Below are 16,654 nucleotides of genomic sequence, written 5' to 3'. Positions count from 1 at the left end.
GGTGGTGCGGCTGCTCAGGGGTTGGTGTTGCCGCCGCCGTCGCTGCTGCCGCCCAGTTTCGAGATCCAGTCGGTGACGGTGGAGACCGTGTCGCTGATCGCCTGCCAGTAGCTCTTGCCCTGGCCGATCCAGTCCTGCAACGGGGTCAGTTCCCAGATCAGCCAGCCCGCGACGAACAGCAGCACCAGGGTGAACAGACAGCCCTTGAGGCAGCCGAGGCCGGGGATCCTCATCGGGTTGGCGCTGCGCTGCCTCGGCTCGCGGGGCTGACGCGGGGCCGGCGGCTGGGGCGCCACCGGCTGCTGCGGGGGCGCGTACTGCTGGCGCTGGGGCTGCTGTTGAGGCTGCGGCTGGTACTGCTGCTGGTGGTGATGCTGGGGGTACTGCTGTTGCTGCGGCTGCTGGTACTGCTGATGCTGCGGAGGCGGTTGCCGCCGCTGTGGCTGCTGGTGCTGTGGCTGCTGGGGCTGGGGCTGGGCGCGCTGGGGGCGGCGGCGCAGCGGGTCCTGGCCCGGGTCGAGGTACTGGACCTGGGTCGGCTCGTTGCGGTCGCGGGCCGCCTGGAGCTGGGACTGCCAGGGGTGCGGCCCCTCGGGCTGCGGAGAGCCGTCCGGACGCGGCGGCACGGGCGGCATGACCGAGGTCGGGTCGGCGTGCCCGCCCGCGCCCTGGCCCTGGCCGGGGGTGTGCTGCATGAGGCTGGTGGCGGCGTTGGGGTCGTACGAGCCCGCGTTGCTCGGCAGCATCTGCGTCGGGTCCGCCGCGCCGGGGGTCTCCGGAACGGCCGCGGGTGCCGGATCGGGTGCGAGCAGGGCGCCCACGCCGTCGGCCGCGGCGATCTGGGCGGAACTGGCGTGCACGCCGATGCCCTCCGCGACGACGCGCAGGCCGCGGGCCAGGTTCTCGGCGCTGGGCCGCCGGTCGGGGTCCTTGCTCAGGCAGCGCTCTATCACCGTCCACAGCGGGGCCGGGACGGTGCTGGGGCGGCGGGGCTCCTCGCTGAGGTGCCGGTGCAGCACTTCGAGGGCGGTGCCGCCGGCGAACGGCGGGCGGCCGGTGACCAGCTCGTACAGCAGGATGCCCGCGCCGTAGATGTCGACGGCGGAGGTCTGCGGGCGGCCCTCGGCGGACTCGGGCGCCACGTAGGCGGGCGTGCCGACGAACTCGTGGGTCCGGGTGAGCCCCGGGGAGTCGGCCAGGCGCGCGATGCCGAAGTCGGTGAGCATCGGGTGCATCTGGCCGTCGCGCTCGTCGAGCAGGACGTTGGCGGGCTTCAGGTCGCGGTGGACGACGCCGTCGGCATGGCTGGCGGCGAGCGCGTCGGCGATCTGCGCGGTGAGCAGTGCGGCGGCGACCGGGGTGAGCGGGCCGTTCTCGCGGAGGTAGCGGTGCAGGTCGGGGCCGTCGACCAGGTCCATGACGAGGGCGAGGAGGTCGCCCTCGACGACCAGGTCGCGGGTGCGCACGATGTTCTCGTGGGTGAGCCGGAGGAGCACGGAGCGCTCGCGCAGGAACCGCATCACGATGTCGGCGTCGTTGGCGAGCTCCTCCTTCAGGACCTTGATCGCCACGGTCTCGCCGGGCTCGCCGGCGACGGCCGCCTCGGCGCCCGCGGTCTCCCGCTGGCGGGCACGCCAGACGGTGCCCGTGGCGCCGCGTCCCAGCGGCTCCTCCAGGAGGTACTTGCTGCCTACCGGCCGCACGTCATGCGCTCCCTGCAGATCGTGGTGATTGCGGTGCTCCCGGATCCGCCCGGGAGTTTCCGGCCCACTCTAGTGGGGTGACCGGCGCGGCCGGGCGGCTCCGTCCGGTTGCTTTCGTCGCCCTGTCCGCCGTTGGCCGGATGCCGCCCCGAAGGCGGTGGCCGGTTGCGGAACAAGACGCTCACATCGGGCCAATGGTTGCCGTACGTACGTGCGACACACCGCTCCGGACGCTCTTCCGGAACCGTTCCGTCCTCGCGGACGAGGTTCCAAGCAGGCATTTATGGGCGCACAGCCGACGTTTCATGATCACTTAGCGGTGGCCCCCGGGCGTGTTGTCAGACGCAGGTGCGAGGATGCCTCCAGCACGGAACTGTGGGGTCGGGAGCCCTGCGGCACGTGACGAACCTGTACCGGACGACGCGTCCGTGTCGGGTGGGGGGAATCACAGGGCGTTTCCCCTGCCCGGCGCCCCGCGCAGAAGGGACCGCTGACGGCGATGCAGATCCGGCTGACCGTCCTCGCGCCGCGCAGCGGCCAGACCCCGGCGCGCGCGTGCGACGTGCTGGTCACCGCCCCGTCGGGGACGGCGCTCGCCACCGTGGCGTCCAACCTGGCCGCGGCCGTCCTGGGGCCCGACGGCTCGCTCGGCAGCGGCGCGGTGGTGCTGTTCGCCGGGCGCGAGCGGCTCGACGCCCAGCGGTGCGCGCTGGGTGAACCACCACTGGTGGACGGGGCGATGCTCTCGCTCCAGGTCCCGGGCGAGGACGAGGCGGTGGACGACGCCGTCCCGGCGCGGCTGCACGTGGTCGCGGGGCCGGACGCGGGCGGGGTCCATCTGCTGCACGGCGGCCGGATCCGGATCGGCCGCTCCGCCGACGCTGACGTCCCGCTCGACGACCCCGATGTGTCCCGGCTGCACTGCGCGGTGGCGGTCTCCGCCGACGGCCAGGTCTCGGTGGCCGACCTCGGCTCCACCAACGGCACCCTGCTCGACGGTACGGAGGTCCGCGACCGCCCGGTCCGGCTGAAGCCCGGTGCGCTGCTGCGGCTCGGCGAGTCCACGCTCCGGCTGACCTCCGGCGCGCCCGCGCCGACGCTGGCGACGGCCCCGGACGGCGAGGGTCATCTGCGGCTTTCCGGCACGGCCGGCGCCGACGACGGCTCCGGTCACGGATACGCCCCGGCCGTCTCCCCCGACCCCGGGCCCGTCCGCCACCAGGATTCCGGCACCGGTCACGCGTACGGGAGCGACGACGACGGGCGGACCGGTGCCCGCCGGGCGTCCTCCTCCGGGCACCCCGCCCCCGTCCCGGACGACGGGACGCCGCGACGGGGCGGGATAGGCGCCTGGGCGCGCAGACTCGCGGGCAACAGGGGCGAGCCCGTGCACGAGGCGACGCCCGACGGCGCGGGCGCGGCCGAGCCGCCGTTCCCGGCCGCCCCGGCGGCGCCTTCGGGGGCCGCCGCGCAGAGCGTCTGGCCCGACCCGGCGGCCGTGCTGCTGACCGCGCTCGGCCCCGGCCCCCGGCTGTGGGAGCGCGGCACCACCCACCCCGAGGCGCTCGTGGTGCGCCTCGGGACGACGGACCGGGCCGAGCTGCCCGCCGTGCCGGTGACGGTGGGGCTGCGGGAGGCCGGTTCGCTCGGGCTCGCCGGGCCGCGGACCCGGCTGGCCGGACTCGCCCGTTCCACGGTGGCGCAGCTCGCCGCGCTGCACTCCCCCGCCGATCTGGAGATCGTCCTGATCAGCACGGACCGCGCCCGCGGCGCGGACGAGCGCAGGCGCGAGTGGGCCTGGCTCGGCTGGCTGCCCCATCTGCGGCCGATGCGCGGCCAGGACTGCCGGCTGCTCCTCGCGTACGACCGCGACCAGGCCACCGCCCGAGTGACGGAGCTGGTGCGCCGGCTGGACGACGGTCCGCTCGGGCCCGGCTGGGCGAGCCTGGACCGCAGTACGGTCGCCGAGGCCGCGGAGCGGTACGCGGGTCCGTACACCGTGGTGATCGTCGACGGCGACCCGGGCTCGGCGGCGCTGCGCGAGAACACCGCCCGGCTGGCCGCCGCCGGTGCCGCGGCCGGCATCCATCTGATCTGTCTGGCCGAGACCCCGGCCGCCACACCCACCTCACCGGTCGCGGCGACCTACGAGGCCGCCTGCCACGCCTCGATCGCGTTCCGCGAGTGCGGGGCGGTGGCGATGCTGAGCGGCGACGTGGCGACGGCCCTGCGGCTGCTGCGGACGGCGGACGGCCGGGCCGCGGGCCGCGGCACGGTCGCCGCGGTGGACGCGGTGTCGGCGCACTGGGCCGAGCGGTTCGGCCGGGCGCTGGCCCCGTTGCGTACGGAGGGTTCGGCCACGGCCCACGGCCGATCGGCGTCGGTCTCGCTGCCGACCACCGCCCGTCTGCTGGACGAGCTGGGCCTGGCCCGTGCCACTCCGGCTTCCCTGATGGCCCGTTGGGCCTCCACCGCGGACGACCAGCCCGGCGCCACGGTGCGCGGCTCGGGCCGCTGGACGGGCGGACCGGCGGGCGGCGGCGCGGACGACGGCGCCGATGCGGGCACCCGCGGTTCGGGCCGTACGGAGTACCCGCGCGGCGCGGGTCCCCGCGTGGGCACCCAGCGCATGGGCGCCGGGCCGGGCCCGGACGGCGCGGGCGGATACGCCCCCGGCTCGGGCCGCACCCCGTACCCCGGCAGCGAGAACGCCACCCACATCGGCGCCCCGGGCCACTCCCTCGCCCCCGACGACGGCCACGACACTCCCGGCTCCGGGCGCACCCCGTACCCGGACTCGGGCCGTACCCCGTACCCCGACTCCGGGCGCACCCCGTATCCCGGCGGTTCCGCGGGCCGGGTCGGCGGGCAGCGGTACGGCGGTTCGCCCGGGGACATCCCGAGCTCGCGGACCATTCCCGGGACCGGAACCGGTTCCTGGGCCGGTGGTGGTGACCGCGCCGGCGACGTCCAGGGCGCCGACAGTCTCCGGTCCGCCGGGTCCGGACGCGGCTCGAACCGGGTCAGCGGGCCGCGCGGCGGCGACACTCCCCGGGTCGCCGCGCGAAGCGCCGAGAGCGCCGCCGCGGCCGGACGCACCGCCGCCGGGGCGGCAGCGGACGCGGGCGCCGACCCGGACACCGGCACACCCGCCGCCGCCCCCGCGGCCGTCGGGCGGCCCGTGGTGGTGCTCGGCGCCGGGCCCCGGGGCGCGGTCAGCGTGGATCTGGCGGAGGAGGGACCCCACCTCCTCATCGAGGGACCGGCCGGCAGCGGACGCACGGAGCTGCTGCGGGCCGTCGCCGCCTCGCTCGCCGCGGCGGCCCGGCCCGACCTGCTGGGCATCCTGCTGGTCGACGGCGCGGGCGGCGACCGCGGCGAGGGCCTTCGCCCCTGCACCGAGCTCCCGCACGCGTTCACGCACCTGGTGGCCTCCGATCCGGTGCGGATGCGAGAGTTCGCCCAGGCGCTGGGCGGTGAGCTGAAGCGCCGCGCCGAGTTGCTCGGCCCGCACGACTTCACCGAATGGCACCACCGGCACGAGGTGGCGCGGCGGATGGTCGGCCAGCGCCCGCCGACCACCGCGGAACAGCGCGGTGACGTGGACGCCCCGATGAGCGGGACGCTCCGGCTGCGCCCCGCCGCCCGCTCCTCGACCCCCGGGCCGTCCCCGCTGCCCCGGCTCGTCGTCCTGGTCGACGACTTCGACGCGCTGGTCGCCCCGGCGCTCGGCAGCCCCGGCCGCCCCGCCGCGGGTTCGGTGGTGCGGGCCCTGGAGGCGGTGGCGAGGGAGGGCGGCCGGCTGGGCGTCCACCTGGTCGCGGCGTCCGCCCGCCCGGACCGTACGGAGGACACGGACCTGGCCCACGGGGCCCGGCTGCGCATCGTGCTGGACGCACCGGTGGTCCCGCCGTCGCCGGATGGCCCGGCGCCCGGACGGGGCAGGCTCGGGCATCCGGACGGCCGGGTGACGCCGTTCCAGGGCGGCCGGGTGACCGGTCGCATCCCGCGCACCGCCACGCTGCGGCCCACCGTCGTGCCGCTGGAGTGGGAGCGGATGGGCGATCCGCCGACCCGGCGCCCGGTCCGTGAGCTGGGCAACGGACCGACCGACCTGGCGCTGCTGGCCAGTGCGCTGGAGTGGGCGGCCCGTTCGGTGAACGCCGAGCCGATAGCCCCGTTCGGGCCCGTCCGCTCCTGAGGGACGCCGGGTCCGGACATCCACTGACATCACGTCACGAGCCCATCACGATCAAGGAGTTGACACGAGAAGCGGTATTGCGGCGTCCGTACACCGGGCGTAGGACTGTGCGCACACAACGATGTGAGAGACGGGGAAGCAATGCGCACAACCCTTCGGATCAGCAGGGCCGCCGCGGTGTTCACCGCCGTCGGCGCACTGGCCCTCACCGGTTGCAGTGACGACGGCGGAAAGGACAAGCCGGACAAGAGCTCGGGGAACGGCAAGGGGAGCCCTTCCAGCGTCGTGCTGCCCAAACTGGACGGCGAGAAGCTCTCGGTCGCGGCCGTCTGGACCGGTGCCGAGCAGGCCAACTTCGTCAAGGTCCTCAAGGAGTTCGAGAACCGCACGGGCGCGAAGGTCACCTTCGTCCCGGCGCAGGACCCGATCGTCAACTTCCTCGGTACGAAGATCGCGGGAGGTCAGCCGCCGGACGTCGCGATGATCCCACAGGTCGGCGCGATCCAGCAGGCCGCCCAGAAGAAGTGGGCGAAGCCGGTCGGCCCCGAGGCCAAGGCCCAGCTGGCGAAGAACTACTCGAAGGTCTGGCAGGACCTCGGCGCGGTCGACGGCACCCAGTACGGCGTCTACTTCAAGGCCGCCAACAAGTCCCTGATCTGGTACAACACCAAGGCGTTCGAGAACGCGGGCGCGGCCGAGCCGAAGACCTGGAAGGACTTCCTGAAGACGGCCGAGACGGTCTCCGCATCGGGTGTCACCCCGGTCTCGGTCGGTGGCGCGGACGGCTGGACGCTGACCGACTGGTTCGAGAACATCTACCTCTCCCAGGCCGGTCCGGAGAAGTACGACCAGCTGGCCCAGCACAAGATCAAGTGGACGGACCCGTCCGTCAAGGACGCGCTGACCACGCTCGCGCAGCTCTTCGGCAAGCCCTCGCTGATCGCGGGCGGCGCCGACGGCGCCCTGCAGACGGAGTTCCCCGCCTCGGTCACCCAGACGTTCACCGGCGGTGACCAGCCCAAGGCCGCGATGGTCTTCGAGGGCGACTTCGTGGGCGTCAACATCGCGCAGACGAAGTCGAAGATCGGGACGGACGCCAAGGTGTTCCCGTTCCCGGCGGTCGGCGCCGAGTCCCCCGTCGTGACCGGCGGCGACGCCGCGGTGGCGCTGAAGGACGGCAAGGGCGCCCAGGCCCTGCTGACCTGGCTGGCCTCGGCCGACGCCGCGAAGATCATGGCCGAGCAGGGCGGGTTCATCTCGCCGAACAAGACCCTGGACGCCTCCGCGTACCCGAACGAGGTGCAGCGCACGATGGCGCAGGCGCTGATCTCGGCCGGTGACTCCGTCCGGTTCGACATGTCCGACCAGGCGCCGCAGTCGTTCGGCGGGACGCCCGGCAAGGGCGAATGGAAGACCCTCCAGGACTTCCTGAAGAACCCGAAGGACATCGCGGGGACTCAAGCGAAGCTGGAGTCCGACGCGGCCAAGGCGTACAAGAGCTGACGGGATGACGACAGCCGCAGCGGGGGGCGCCGACGCGGTGCCCCCCGCCGACAAGCAATCGTCCGCGGAGCCGTCGGTGCCCGCGCCCAGGAAGCCGTCCGATCCGCCGTCCGGCGGCCCGGGACGCAGCCGCCGGAGCGTGACCGGCACCCGCCGGCTCTTCGCGGCCCTCTTCCTGGCACCCGCGCTGGTGCTGCTGGGCGCGCTCGTGGTCTATCCGATCGTGTACTCCGTCTACCGGTCGTTCCTCGACCAGGCGGGTACGGGCTTCGCCGGACTCGACAACTACAAGGCGCTGTTCACGGACGACACCATCCGTACGGCGGTCAAGAACAACGCGATCTGGGTCGTGCTCGCGCCGACGGTCTCCACGGCCCTCGGACTCATCTTCGCGGTGCTCACGGAGCGGATCCGCTGGGGCACGGCGTTCAAGCTGGTCGTCTTCATGCCGATGGCGATCTCCATGCTCGCCGCCGGCATCATCTTCCGGCTGGTGTACGACGCCGCTCCGGAGCGCGGGGTCGCCAACGCCGTATGGGTGGGTGTGCACGACACGTTCTCCGAGTCGGCGGGGTACCCGAAGGCACATCCGCTGCCCGTCCACCCCCTCAAGGCGGGCGCCGGTGGTTCCTTCGTCACCAAGGCGCCGGTACGGACCGGGCAGCCCGTGCAGCTGCCGCTGGTCGGTGTGATTCCGGCGAACATGCCGAAGGACGCGAAGCCCGCGAAGGCCGCCGCGGCGGCGGACGGCGAGATCACCGGCACCGCGTGGCTGGACTTCACCAAGGGCGGTGGCGGCCGGCCCAATGTCATCGACGCCAAGGAGCTGGGGCTCAAGGGCCTCAAGGTCGAGGCGGTCAAGGACGGCAAGGTGGTCGCCTCGGCGACGGCGGCGGCGGACGGTACGTTCACCCTGCCCGCGTCGGCGGACGGCGCCGGACTCCGGCTCCCCGCCTCGAACTTCAAGGAGCCGTACAACGGCATCGAGTGGCTCGGCCCGACCCTCGTCACCCCCGGGATCATCGGTTCCTACGTCTGGATGTGGGCCGGGTTCGCGATGGTGCTGATCGCGGCGGGGCTCGCGGGGCTGCCCCGTGAACTCCTCGAAGCGGCCCGGGTGGACGGCGCGAACGAGTGGCAGGTGTTCCGCCGGATCACGGTGCCGATGCTCGCGCCCGTGCTCGTGGTGGTGCTGGTCACGCTCATGATCAACGTGCTGAAGATCTTCGACCTGGTCTTCATCATCGCGCCGGGCTCCTCGCAGGACGACGCGAACGTGCTGGCGCTCCAGCTCTACCGGTCCTCGTTCGGCACGGACGCGGACCTCGGGATCGGCAGCGCCATCGCCGTACTCCTGCTGCTGCTGGTACTCCCGGTGATGTACGTCAACATCCGCCGGATCCGGAAGGAGGGGCGCCGATGACGACAGCGTCGACCACGGCCACGAGCACGACGGCCGAAGACGTTCCGGTGAAGGCCGAGCGGTCCCTCGGCGCACGCCTCGCCGCCCGCGCCGGCGGCGGTGCGATGCGGATCTTCCTCGTGCTGGTGGGCCTGTTCTGGCTGATGCCGACGATCGGTCTGCTGCTGTCCTCGCTGCGCGGCGCGGACGACATCGCGGCGACCGGCTGGTGGAAGGTCTTCACGGCTCCGTCCCAGCTCACCTTCGACAACTACTCCCGGCTGCTGGACAATTCGACGATCACCCACTCCCTCCTGAGCACGGTCATGATCACCGTCCCGGCGACCGTCCTGGTCGTCGTGATCGGTTCACTGGCCGGGTACGCCTTCGCCTGGATGGAGTTCCCCGGCCGCGACTGGTGGTTCCTGGTGGTCGTGGGGCTGCTGGTGGTCCCGGTGCAGGTCGCCCTGGTCCCGGTCTCCAAGCTCTTCGGTGCGGTCGGGATCTTCGAGACGACCTTCGGCGTGGTCATCTTCCACACGGCCTTCGGTCTGCCCTTCGCGATCTTCCTGCTGCGGAACTTCTTCGCGGAGATCCCGAGGGAGCTGCTGGAGGCGGCCCGGCTGGACGGGGCGGGCGAGATCCGGCTCTTCACCCGGGTCGTGATGCCGCTGGGCGGTCCGGCGATCGCCTCGCTCGGGATCTTCCAGTTCCTCTGGGTCTGGAACGACATGCTGGTCGCGCTGATCTTCGCCGACTCGGACTCGCCGCCGATCACGGTGGCCCTCCAGCAGCAGGTCAGACAGTTCGGCAACAACATCGACGTGCTGGCGCCCGGCGCCTTCGTGTCGATGGTGATTCCGCTGGCGGTCTTCTTCGCCTTCCAGCGCCAGTTCGTCTCCGGCGTGATGGCGGGCGCGGTGAAGTGAGCCGCGAGCAAGCGGTGGCGTGATGCGCACGGCCGTACGTCAACACGGGGCGGGGTTACCCATCACGGCAACCCCGCCCCACCTGCCATTTCGTGGATTTGCCACGTTTTGACGTAACCCGGTCGCTCCATGGGGCGTTTGTGGACCACCCGCCCGCGCAGCGAACGACCCATGGATGTGTTGTGCCCCGGTTCAGTGTCATCGTGCCCGCGTACCGGGTTCAGGCGTATCTGCACGAGAGCCTGGACTCGGTGCTCACCCAGTCCTTCGAGGACTTCGAGATCATCGCCGTGGACGACTGCTCACCGGACGCCTGCGGCAGCGTCATCGACGAGTTCGCCGCCCGCGACCGCCGGGTGCGGGCCCTGCACCTGCCGGAGAACGTGGGCCTGGGCCGGGCCCGTAACGCGGGGATCGCGCAGGCCACCGGCGACTACCTGGTCTTCCTGGACGGCGACGACACCCTGACCCCCGGCGCCCTGCGGGCCGTCGCCGACCGGATCGGAGCGACCGGGGAACCGGACGTACTGGTCTACGACTACGCCCGGACCTACTGGACGGGCGAGAGCGTGCGCAACAGCTACGCCGAGCATCTCGCCGAGACCGGCCCGCCCGCCTTCACGCTCGCCGACCGGCCCGCCCTGCTGAAGGTGCTGATGGTCGTCTGGAACAAGGCGTACCGCCGCGCGTTCGTCCAGGCCGAGGGGTTCACCTTTCCGCCCGGCTACTACGAGGACACGCCCTGGACCTACCCGGTACTGATGGCCGCCGGCTCGATCGCGGTCCTCGATCGGGTGTGCGTGGGCTACCGGCAGCGGCGCCGGGGAAACATCCTGTCCACCACCAGCCGCAGGCACTTCGACATCTTCGAGCAGTACGACCGGGTCTTCGCGTTCATCGACGCCCGCCCCCCGCTCGCCCGCTGGCGGCCGGTGATCTTCCGCAGGATGCTCGACCACTTCTCCACGCTGTTCACCACCCGGGGGCGGCTGCCGCGCGGCGGGCACGGCGAGTTCCTGCGCCGGGCCCGCGCCCACTGCCGCCGCTACCGGACCCCGGGCGCCCCCGTCCCGCTCCGCGCCCGGCTGCGCCACGGCCTGCTCCGGCTGGGCGCCCACCGCACGTACCGAGCGCTGTGGAGCGCGCAGGTGCTCTGCGGCCGGCTGCGCCGGATCGCCGCGGCGGTCCGGCGGACGGTACGAGCGGTCGCGCTCCAGGCCTACTACCGCGTCCAGTTGACGCTGCCCGTCCAGGCGGACCGGGCGGTGTTCGCCGCGTACTGGCACCGCGGCTACGCCTGCAATCCGGCGGCGATCGAGGCGAAGGCCCGCGAACTCGTCCCCGGGCTGCGGACCGCCTGGATCTGCCGCCCCGAGGACGCGCACACCGTGCCGACCGCGACCCGCAGGCTCACCCCCGGGACGTACGGCTACTGGCGGGCGCTGGCCCGCTCCCGATACCTGGTGAACAACGTCAACTTCGACCGGCGGCTGGTCAAGCGGCGCGGCCAGGTGCTGCTCCAGACCCACCACGGCACCCCGCTCAAGACCATGGGTCTCGACCTCCAGGACCGTCCGGCGGCGGCCCGCGCGACGGACTTCGGCCGGCTGCTGGCCAATGTCGACAAGTGGGACTTCTCCCTCTCGGCGAACCAGCACTCCACCCTCGTCTGGGAGAAGGCCTACCCGTCGGCCTCCGCGAACTGCGTGACGCTGGAGTACGGGTACCCGCGCAATGACGTATACCAGCGGGCCACCGCCGACGACGTGGCGCGGCTGCGCGAGCTGATCGGCATCCCGGAGGGCCGGGTGGCCCTGCTGTACGCGCCCACCCACCGGGACTACCGCCGCGCCCAGTGCCCCGCTCTCGATCTGGCGCGCGTGCTGCGGGTCCTGGGTCCGGGCTACGTGGTCCTGACCCGCGCGCACTACTCGTACGACGCCCCGATGGACCGCGAACCGCACCCCCGGATCATCGACGTCAGCGGCCATCCCTCCGTCGAATCCCTCGCGCTCGCCTCGGACGCGCTGATCACGGACTACTCCTCGCTGATGTTCGACTACGCCAATCTGGACCGGCCCGTCGTCCTCCACTGCGGCGACCGCGAGGCGTACGAAGCGGCCCGCGGCACCTACTTCGATCTGCACTCCTGCCCGCCCGGAGCAATCACGCACAGCGAGGACGAACTGCTCGACGTCTTCGCCACCGGCCACTGGTGCGGCGCCCGTTCCGCCCAGCTGCGGGCGGCGTTCCGGGCGCGCTTCTGCCCGTACGACGACGGGCTCGCGGCGGAGCGGGTGGTGCGCCGGGTCTTCCTCGGCGACACCGCCGTGCAGCCGCCCGCGATTCCGCCGGAGCGGCGGCGTCCCGCGCCGGCGGCGGGGAACCCGGCGCGGTTCCCGGTCCCCGTACCGGCCACCGCCGCGGTGCCCGGGGACCGGCGGGCGTCCGCGGACCTCGGCCTCGCCGGTGCCCGGCCCACCAACCACCCCTGAGCGCCCCGTAGATCAGTCAGGTCCGTCGAATCCACTGGATCCGTGTCCGAGAAAGAGCCCGTATGCCCCGGCTGAGTGTCATCGTCCCCGTCCGCCGTGCCCGAGGCCAGCTGCGCGAGTGCCTGGAGTCGGTGCTCACCCAGTCGTTCACGGACATCGAGGTGATCGGGGTCGACGACGGGGCGCCGGACCGTTCGGGGCTGCTGTTCGACGAGTTCGCCACCCGAGACTGCCGGGTGCAGGCCATCCATCTGCCGCCGGGGGCCGGTGCGGACGGGCGGCGCAATGCCGGGGCCGAGCGGGCCCTCGGGGACTACCTTCTCTTCCTGGAGGGCGACTTCGTCCACCTGCCGGGCGCCCTCCAGGCCGTCGCCGACCGCCTGGACGCGACCGGTGACCCCGAGCTGCTGCTGTTCGGCCACCACCGGCGGCCCTTCCGCGGCCGCCCCCGGCCGACCCGTTCGCTGGAGCTGCTCGACGGGCTGCCCGAGGGCCGGCTCACCCTCGCCGAGCACCCCGTGCTGCTGGACATCGCACCGGTCTCCTGGAACCGCGCCGTGCGCCGCACCCTCCACGAGGGCGAGAAGCTGAGCTTCGGTCCCGGGCAGCACGGGGAGCGGATGTACGCGTTCCAGACCCTCGCCGCCGCCGAGTCCGTCGCCGTGCTCGCCACCCCCTGCGTCGAACACCGCGGCCGACGCCGGCCGCCCGGGGCCGACGTGACGGAACCGGCGGACGGCTCGGCACCGCACCAGCTCGTGGAGGCGTACGCCGCCCTGATGGAGTTCGTACGGGACCGGCCGCCGCTGGCTCCCGTACGGACCCTGCTCTTCGAGCGGGCGGTCCAGGAACTCCTTGCCGGATACCCGTCGGTGACCCGGCGGCGCCGGCGCTACGTACGCTCCGTGGCGGCGTTCCACCGTGCGCACCGGCCCGGGGAGCACCGCTTCCCGGGCGGCGCCCAGGGGCTTCGGCCCCGGCTGATGGGCGGCGGCCGGTACGCCGCGCTCGGTGCGCTCGACACGGTGCTGGCCCTGCGCCGGAGCCTGCGGGCGGCACCCGGCGCGGTCCGGGCGCGGGCCAGGCGCAGCCTCCCCGGGCACTACTACTGGTGGCAGCGCAGGCTCCCGCTGGACGGCGGGCTCGCCGTCTACGCGGCGTACTGGAACCGCGGGTTGAGCTGCAATCCGGAGGCGATCTTCCGCAAGGCCCGGGAGCTGGCCCCGCAGGTGCGCGGGGTGTGGGTGGTGTCGCGGAACCAGGTGGGCTCGGTGCCCGAGGGCGTCGACCACGTGGTGCCGGGGACCCGCCGCTACTGGCAGGTGCTGGCGCGGGCCACGTACTTCTTCAACAACGTCAACTTCCCCGACCACCTGGTCAAGCGCCCCGGCCAGGTCCATGTGATGACGCATCACGGTACCCCGCTGAAGATCATGGGGCTCGATCAGCAGAACTACCCGGCGGCGGCCCAGGGGCTGAACTTCGACCGGCTGCTCCAGCGCGTGGACCGGTGGGACTGGAGCGTCTCCGCCAATCCGCACTCCACCGAGGTGTGGGCCCGCGCCTATCCGAACGCGGCGCGGTCCCTCGAATCGGGCTATCCGCGCAATGACGTCCTCGCGACGACTCCGGGCGACCGGATCGCGGCGATCCGCCGGGACCTCGGTGTCCGACCCGGACAGCGCGCCATCCTGTACGCGCCGACGCATCGCGACTACGAGACGGCGTTCACCAGCCGGCTCGATCTGGCCCGGTTCTGCGAGGCGCTGGGCCCGGAGTCGGTGGTGCTGGTCCGCGCCCATTACTTCTACGAGGGTGCCGGGCTGCCGGACCACCCCTCGCTCATCGATGTCTGCGAGCATCCGCGGATCGAGGAGCTGTGCCTGGCGGCGGACGCGCTGGTGACGGACTACTCGTCGGTGATGTTCGACTACGCCCATCTGGACCGGCCGATCGTGGTGCACGCCCCCGACTGGGAGACGTACCGCACGGTCCGGGGGGTCTGTTTCGATCTGCTGTCCGGTGCGCCCGGCGACACCCCCGGGGCGATCTCCACGACCACGGACGGGCTGGCCCGGATCTTCCTCGACGGCAGCTGGCGGAGCCCGGAGAACGAGGCGCTGCGGGCCGCGTTCCGGGCCCGGTTCTGTCCGTACGGCGACGGGCGGGCCGCGGAGCGGGTGGTGCGGCAGGTGCTGCTGGGCGAGGCGGAGCCGGTCGTCGGACGGGCCTGAGGGGCAGCCCGTCCGACGGCGGCGCCTCAGAGCCTGTCGGGTGACCTCCGACCGGGCGGCCACGCCCTGGCACGCACGCTTCCCGCGTTGTCGTCGGTCGCCAACGCTCCGCGTCGACTCCCTCCTCCGCCTTGGAATCGCACGCACCAGACCGCGTCCGCCATCCGATCCGAGGCCACCCGACAGGCTCTCAGCGTTGCTGGCCCGCCATCACCGTGACGAGGCCGATGACCACGAGCAGCGAGCCGCCCCAGGTCCACATCGAGGTCCGCTCGTGCAGCACGGTCGCCCCGGCCAGCACGATCAGCAGATACCCGAGGGCGTTGAACGGATAGGCGATGGACAGCGGCACCTTGGCCAGGGTCGCCATCCAGGCGAGGGCGGACACCGAGAAGACCACCAGGCCCAGGACGACCCAGGGGCTGGTCGCGGCGCGCAGGGCGATGGATCCGCCGCCGTGCCCCGCGGCGGCCGCGGCGCTCTTCATCCCGTGCTTGAGCATGATCTGGCCGCCCGCCGACGAGAACACGGCGAACAGCAGCAGCATCAGACTGGGGAGGGTCAAGACCTTGCTCCTGACTGCGGCGGCCGGGGATTCCGACTCCGGGGTGGGGGTGGGGCGGGGGACGGCGGCCTCAGACACCGACCCGGTCGGCAGGGGCGTACTGTCGGTTGAGGATGTCCTGTACATCGACGTGCTCTCCAGCGATGATCGTCTCGGCCGCATGCGGGGTGAGCAGTGCGACGTGCTGATAGCCGAACAGCGTCGGCCGGATCCGGGTGAGCAGTTTCGACACTCCGCCCAGGACCGCGGGGAGCGGTCCCCCGCCGAGCAGCGCCCAGAACGGGGCCCCGGTCGACGCGATGTCGAGGACGTCGTAGCCCGCGTCCCTGACCGTGCGGCGCAGGCTGGCCCGGGTGAAGAAGCGCAGATGCGTTTCGTCGAGAATGCCGCGCCGGTCGTAGCCGAAGACTCCGAGCGCGACCCGCAGCCGTGAGTACCAGTGGCTGAAGTTCGGTACGGAGAGCAGCACATGGCCGCCGGGCCGCAGCACCTCGACGACCTCGGCGAGCACCCGCTCCGGGCGGGAGAGGTGCTCGATGACGTCGCCGGCGACCACGTAGTCGTAGTCGGCGCCGATCTCGACCGGCAGCCCCTCCTCCAGGTCGGCGAGGTGGAAGTGGGTGCACTTCTCGCGTACGCCGGGGACCTCGATGTAGTCCACGCCCGTCACCTCGTGGCCGAGGGCTTCGAGGCGCTGGGCGAACAGGCCGCCCGAGCAGCCGAGGTCGAGGACGCGGCCGGGCGGGAGGCTGCGCATCTTCTCCAGGATGACGGCGTGCGAGGAGCCGTCGCCCTCCTTGAACGCGTACTCGACGGGCTTGGGGATCCAGCCGCAGGTGCCGAATCCCTTGACGGCGAGCCGGTATTCGAGGACGTCCTTGACGACGTCCTTCGCGTACTTCATGCCGTTGACGTAGCAGATCTCGTCGCCGTAGTACGTGGGGACGGGGATCTCCTTGATCCGCATCCCCTCGTTGAGCAGCTGGACGATGATCTGGGTGTCGAAGTCGAACGCGTCGGTGTTCCGGTGGATCGGCAGCTTCTTGAGTGCCGCGACGCTGTAGGCGCGGTATCCGGAGTGGAATTCGGTGAGCTGCGAGCCGAGAAGGATGTTCTCCAGGCGGGTGAGAATGCGGTTGCCGAGCCATTTGTACATCGGCATGCCGCCCTTGAGCGCGGATCCGGATTTCATCATCCGCGACCCGAAGACGGCCTCGCATTCGCCGCGTTCGATCGGCGCGACCATGTCGGGCAGGAATTCCGGGGCGTACTGTCCGTCGCCGTGCAGCAGCACGATGATGTCCAGTCCGTGTTCGGCGGCCAGCGCGTATCCGGCCTTCTGGTTTCCGCCGTATCCGAGGTTCTTGGTGTGCCGCATCACCACGGTCCGCGGCATTCCCTCCGTCTGCGACCAGCGGCAGCCCGCGGTGAAGGTCGCATCATGGCTCGCGTCGTCGAGAATGAGGACTTCGGCGACCTTGGACCGGAAGTCCACCGGAATGCGGTCGAGGGTCCTCTCCAGCGTCGTCTCGGCGTTGTACGCGACCACCAGGATGCCGATCCTGGGGCTCGGGCTTTCCTTCACGGGGCGTTCTCCAGTTGCGCTCGGTGCTTGGTGCTCG

9 protein-coding genes are annotated in these 16,654 nt (G+C 72.5%); 6 read left to right on the top strand and 3 right to left on the bottom strand.

All coding sequences use genetic code 11. The features are described from left to right. Positions 1-14: 14 nt before the first annotated feature. On the bottom strand, positions 15-1,703 hold the full coding sequence (locus OG611_RS12225; protein ID WP_266418550.1) for a serine/threonine-protein kinase: 1,689 nt from the start codon (positions 1,701-1,703) through the stop codon (positions 15-17). Positions 1,704-2,202: 499 nt separating this feature from the next. Here OG611_RS12225 and OG611_RS12220 point away from each other — a divergent pair, with 499 nt between their 5' ends. The 6 genes from OG611_RS12220 (at position 2,203) to OG611_RS12195 (ending at position 14,467) form a co-directional block, all read left to right on the top strand. Then, positions 2,203-5,904, top strand: a complete 3,702-nt coding sequence (locus OG611_RS12220; protein ID WP_266418549.1) for an FHA domain-containing protein — start codon at positions 2,203-2,205, stop codon at positions 5,902-5,904. Between the two features lie 141 nt (positions 5,905-6,045). Further along, positions 6,046-7,407 carry an ABC transporter substrate-binding protein gene (locus OG611_RS12215; RefSeq protein ID WP_266418548.1) on the top strand — a complete coding sequence of 454 codons (1,362 nt, stop codon included), beginning with the start codon at positions 6,046-6,048 and terminating at the stop codon, positions 7,405-7,407. A 4-nt stretch (positions 7,408-7,411) separates the two neighbouring features. After that, positions 7,412-8,830, top strand: a complete 1,419-nt coding sequence (locus OG611_RS12210) for a carbohydrate ABC transporter permease (RefSeq protein WP_266418546.1) — start codon at positions 7,412-7,414, stop codon at positions 8,828-8,830. Continuing rightward, on the top strand, positions 8,827-9,738 hold the full coding sequence (locus OG611_RS12205) for a carbohydrate ABC transporter permease (RefSeq protein WP_266418545.1): 912 nt from the start codon (positions 8,827-8,829) through the stop codon (positions 9,736-9,738). Before OG611_RS12210 ends, OG611_RS12205 begins: the two co-directional genes overlap by 4 nt. Positions 9,739-9,920: 182 nt before the next feature. Beyond that, positions 9,921-12,233, top strand: a complete 2,313-nt coding sequence (locus tag OG611_RS12200; RefSeq protein WP_266418543.1) for a bifunctional glycosyltransferase family 2 protein/CDP-glycerol:glycerophosphate glycerophosphotransferase — start codon at positions 9,921-9,923, stop codon at positions 12,231-12,233. A 62-nt stretch (positions 12,234-12,295) separates the two neighbouring features. Next, positions 12,296-14,467, top strand: coding sequence for a bifunctional glycosyltransferase family 2 protein/CDP-glycerol:glycerophosphate glycerophosphotransferase (locus OG611_RS12195; protein ID WP_266418541.1), 2,172 nt, complete (start codon positions 12,296-12,298; stop codon positions 14,465-14,467). A gap of 190 nt (positions 14,468-14,657) precedes the next feature. Here OG611_RS12195 and OG611_RS12190 read toward each other — a convergent pair whose 3' ends face one another. Continuing rightward, positions 14,658-15,032 carry a hypothetical protein gene (locus OG611_RS12190; RefSeq protein ID WP_266418539.1) on the bottom strand — a complete coding sequence of 125 codons (375 nt, stop codon included), beginning with the start codon at positions 15,030-15,032 and terminating at the stop codon, positions 14,658-14,660. A gap of 70 nt (positions 15,033-15,102) precedes the next feature. Next, positions 15,103-16,617, bottom strand: coding sequence for a bifunctional glycosyltransferase/class I SAM-dependent methyltransferase (locus OG611_RS12185; protein ID WP_266418537.1), 1,515 nt, complete (start codon positions 16,615-16,617; stop codon positions 15,103-15,105). Positions 16,618-16,654: the final 37 nt, after the last annotated feature.

The sequence above is a fragment of the Streptomyces sp. NBC_01363 genome (assembly GCF_026340595.1).
Lineage (GTDB): Bacteria > Actinomycetota > Actinomycetes > Streptomycetales > Streptomycetaceae > Streptomyces.
This window is presented reverse-complemented; position numbering and strand designations above follow the sequence as displayed.

What these genes read in the sequence shown, in the direction of transcription:
- OG611_RS12220 (WP_266418549.1), top strand. Translation starts at nt 2,203, where the DNA reads ATGCAGATCCGGCTGACCGTCCTCGCGCCGCGCAGCGGCCAGACCCCG.
- OG611_RS12215 (WP_266418548.1), top strand. Translation starts at nt 6,046, where the DNA reads ATGCGCACAACCCTTCGGATCAGCAGGGCCGCCGCGGTGTTCACCGCC.
- OG611_RS12210 (WP_266418546.1), top strand. Translation starts at nt 7,412, where the DNA reads ATGACGACAGCCGCAGCGGGGGGCGCCGACGCGGTGCCCCCCGCCGAC.
- OG611_RS12205 (WP_266418545.1), top strand. Translation starts at nt 8,827, where the DNA reads ATGACGACAGCGTCGACCACGGCCACGAGCACGACGGCCGAAGACGTT.
- OG611_RS12195 (WP_266418541.1), top strand. Translation starts at nt 12,296, where the DNA reads ATGCCCCGGCTGAGTGTCATCGTCCCCGTCCGCCGTGCCCGAGGCCAG.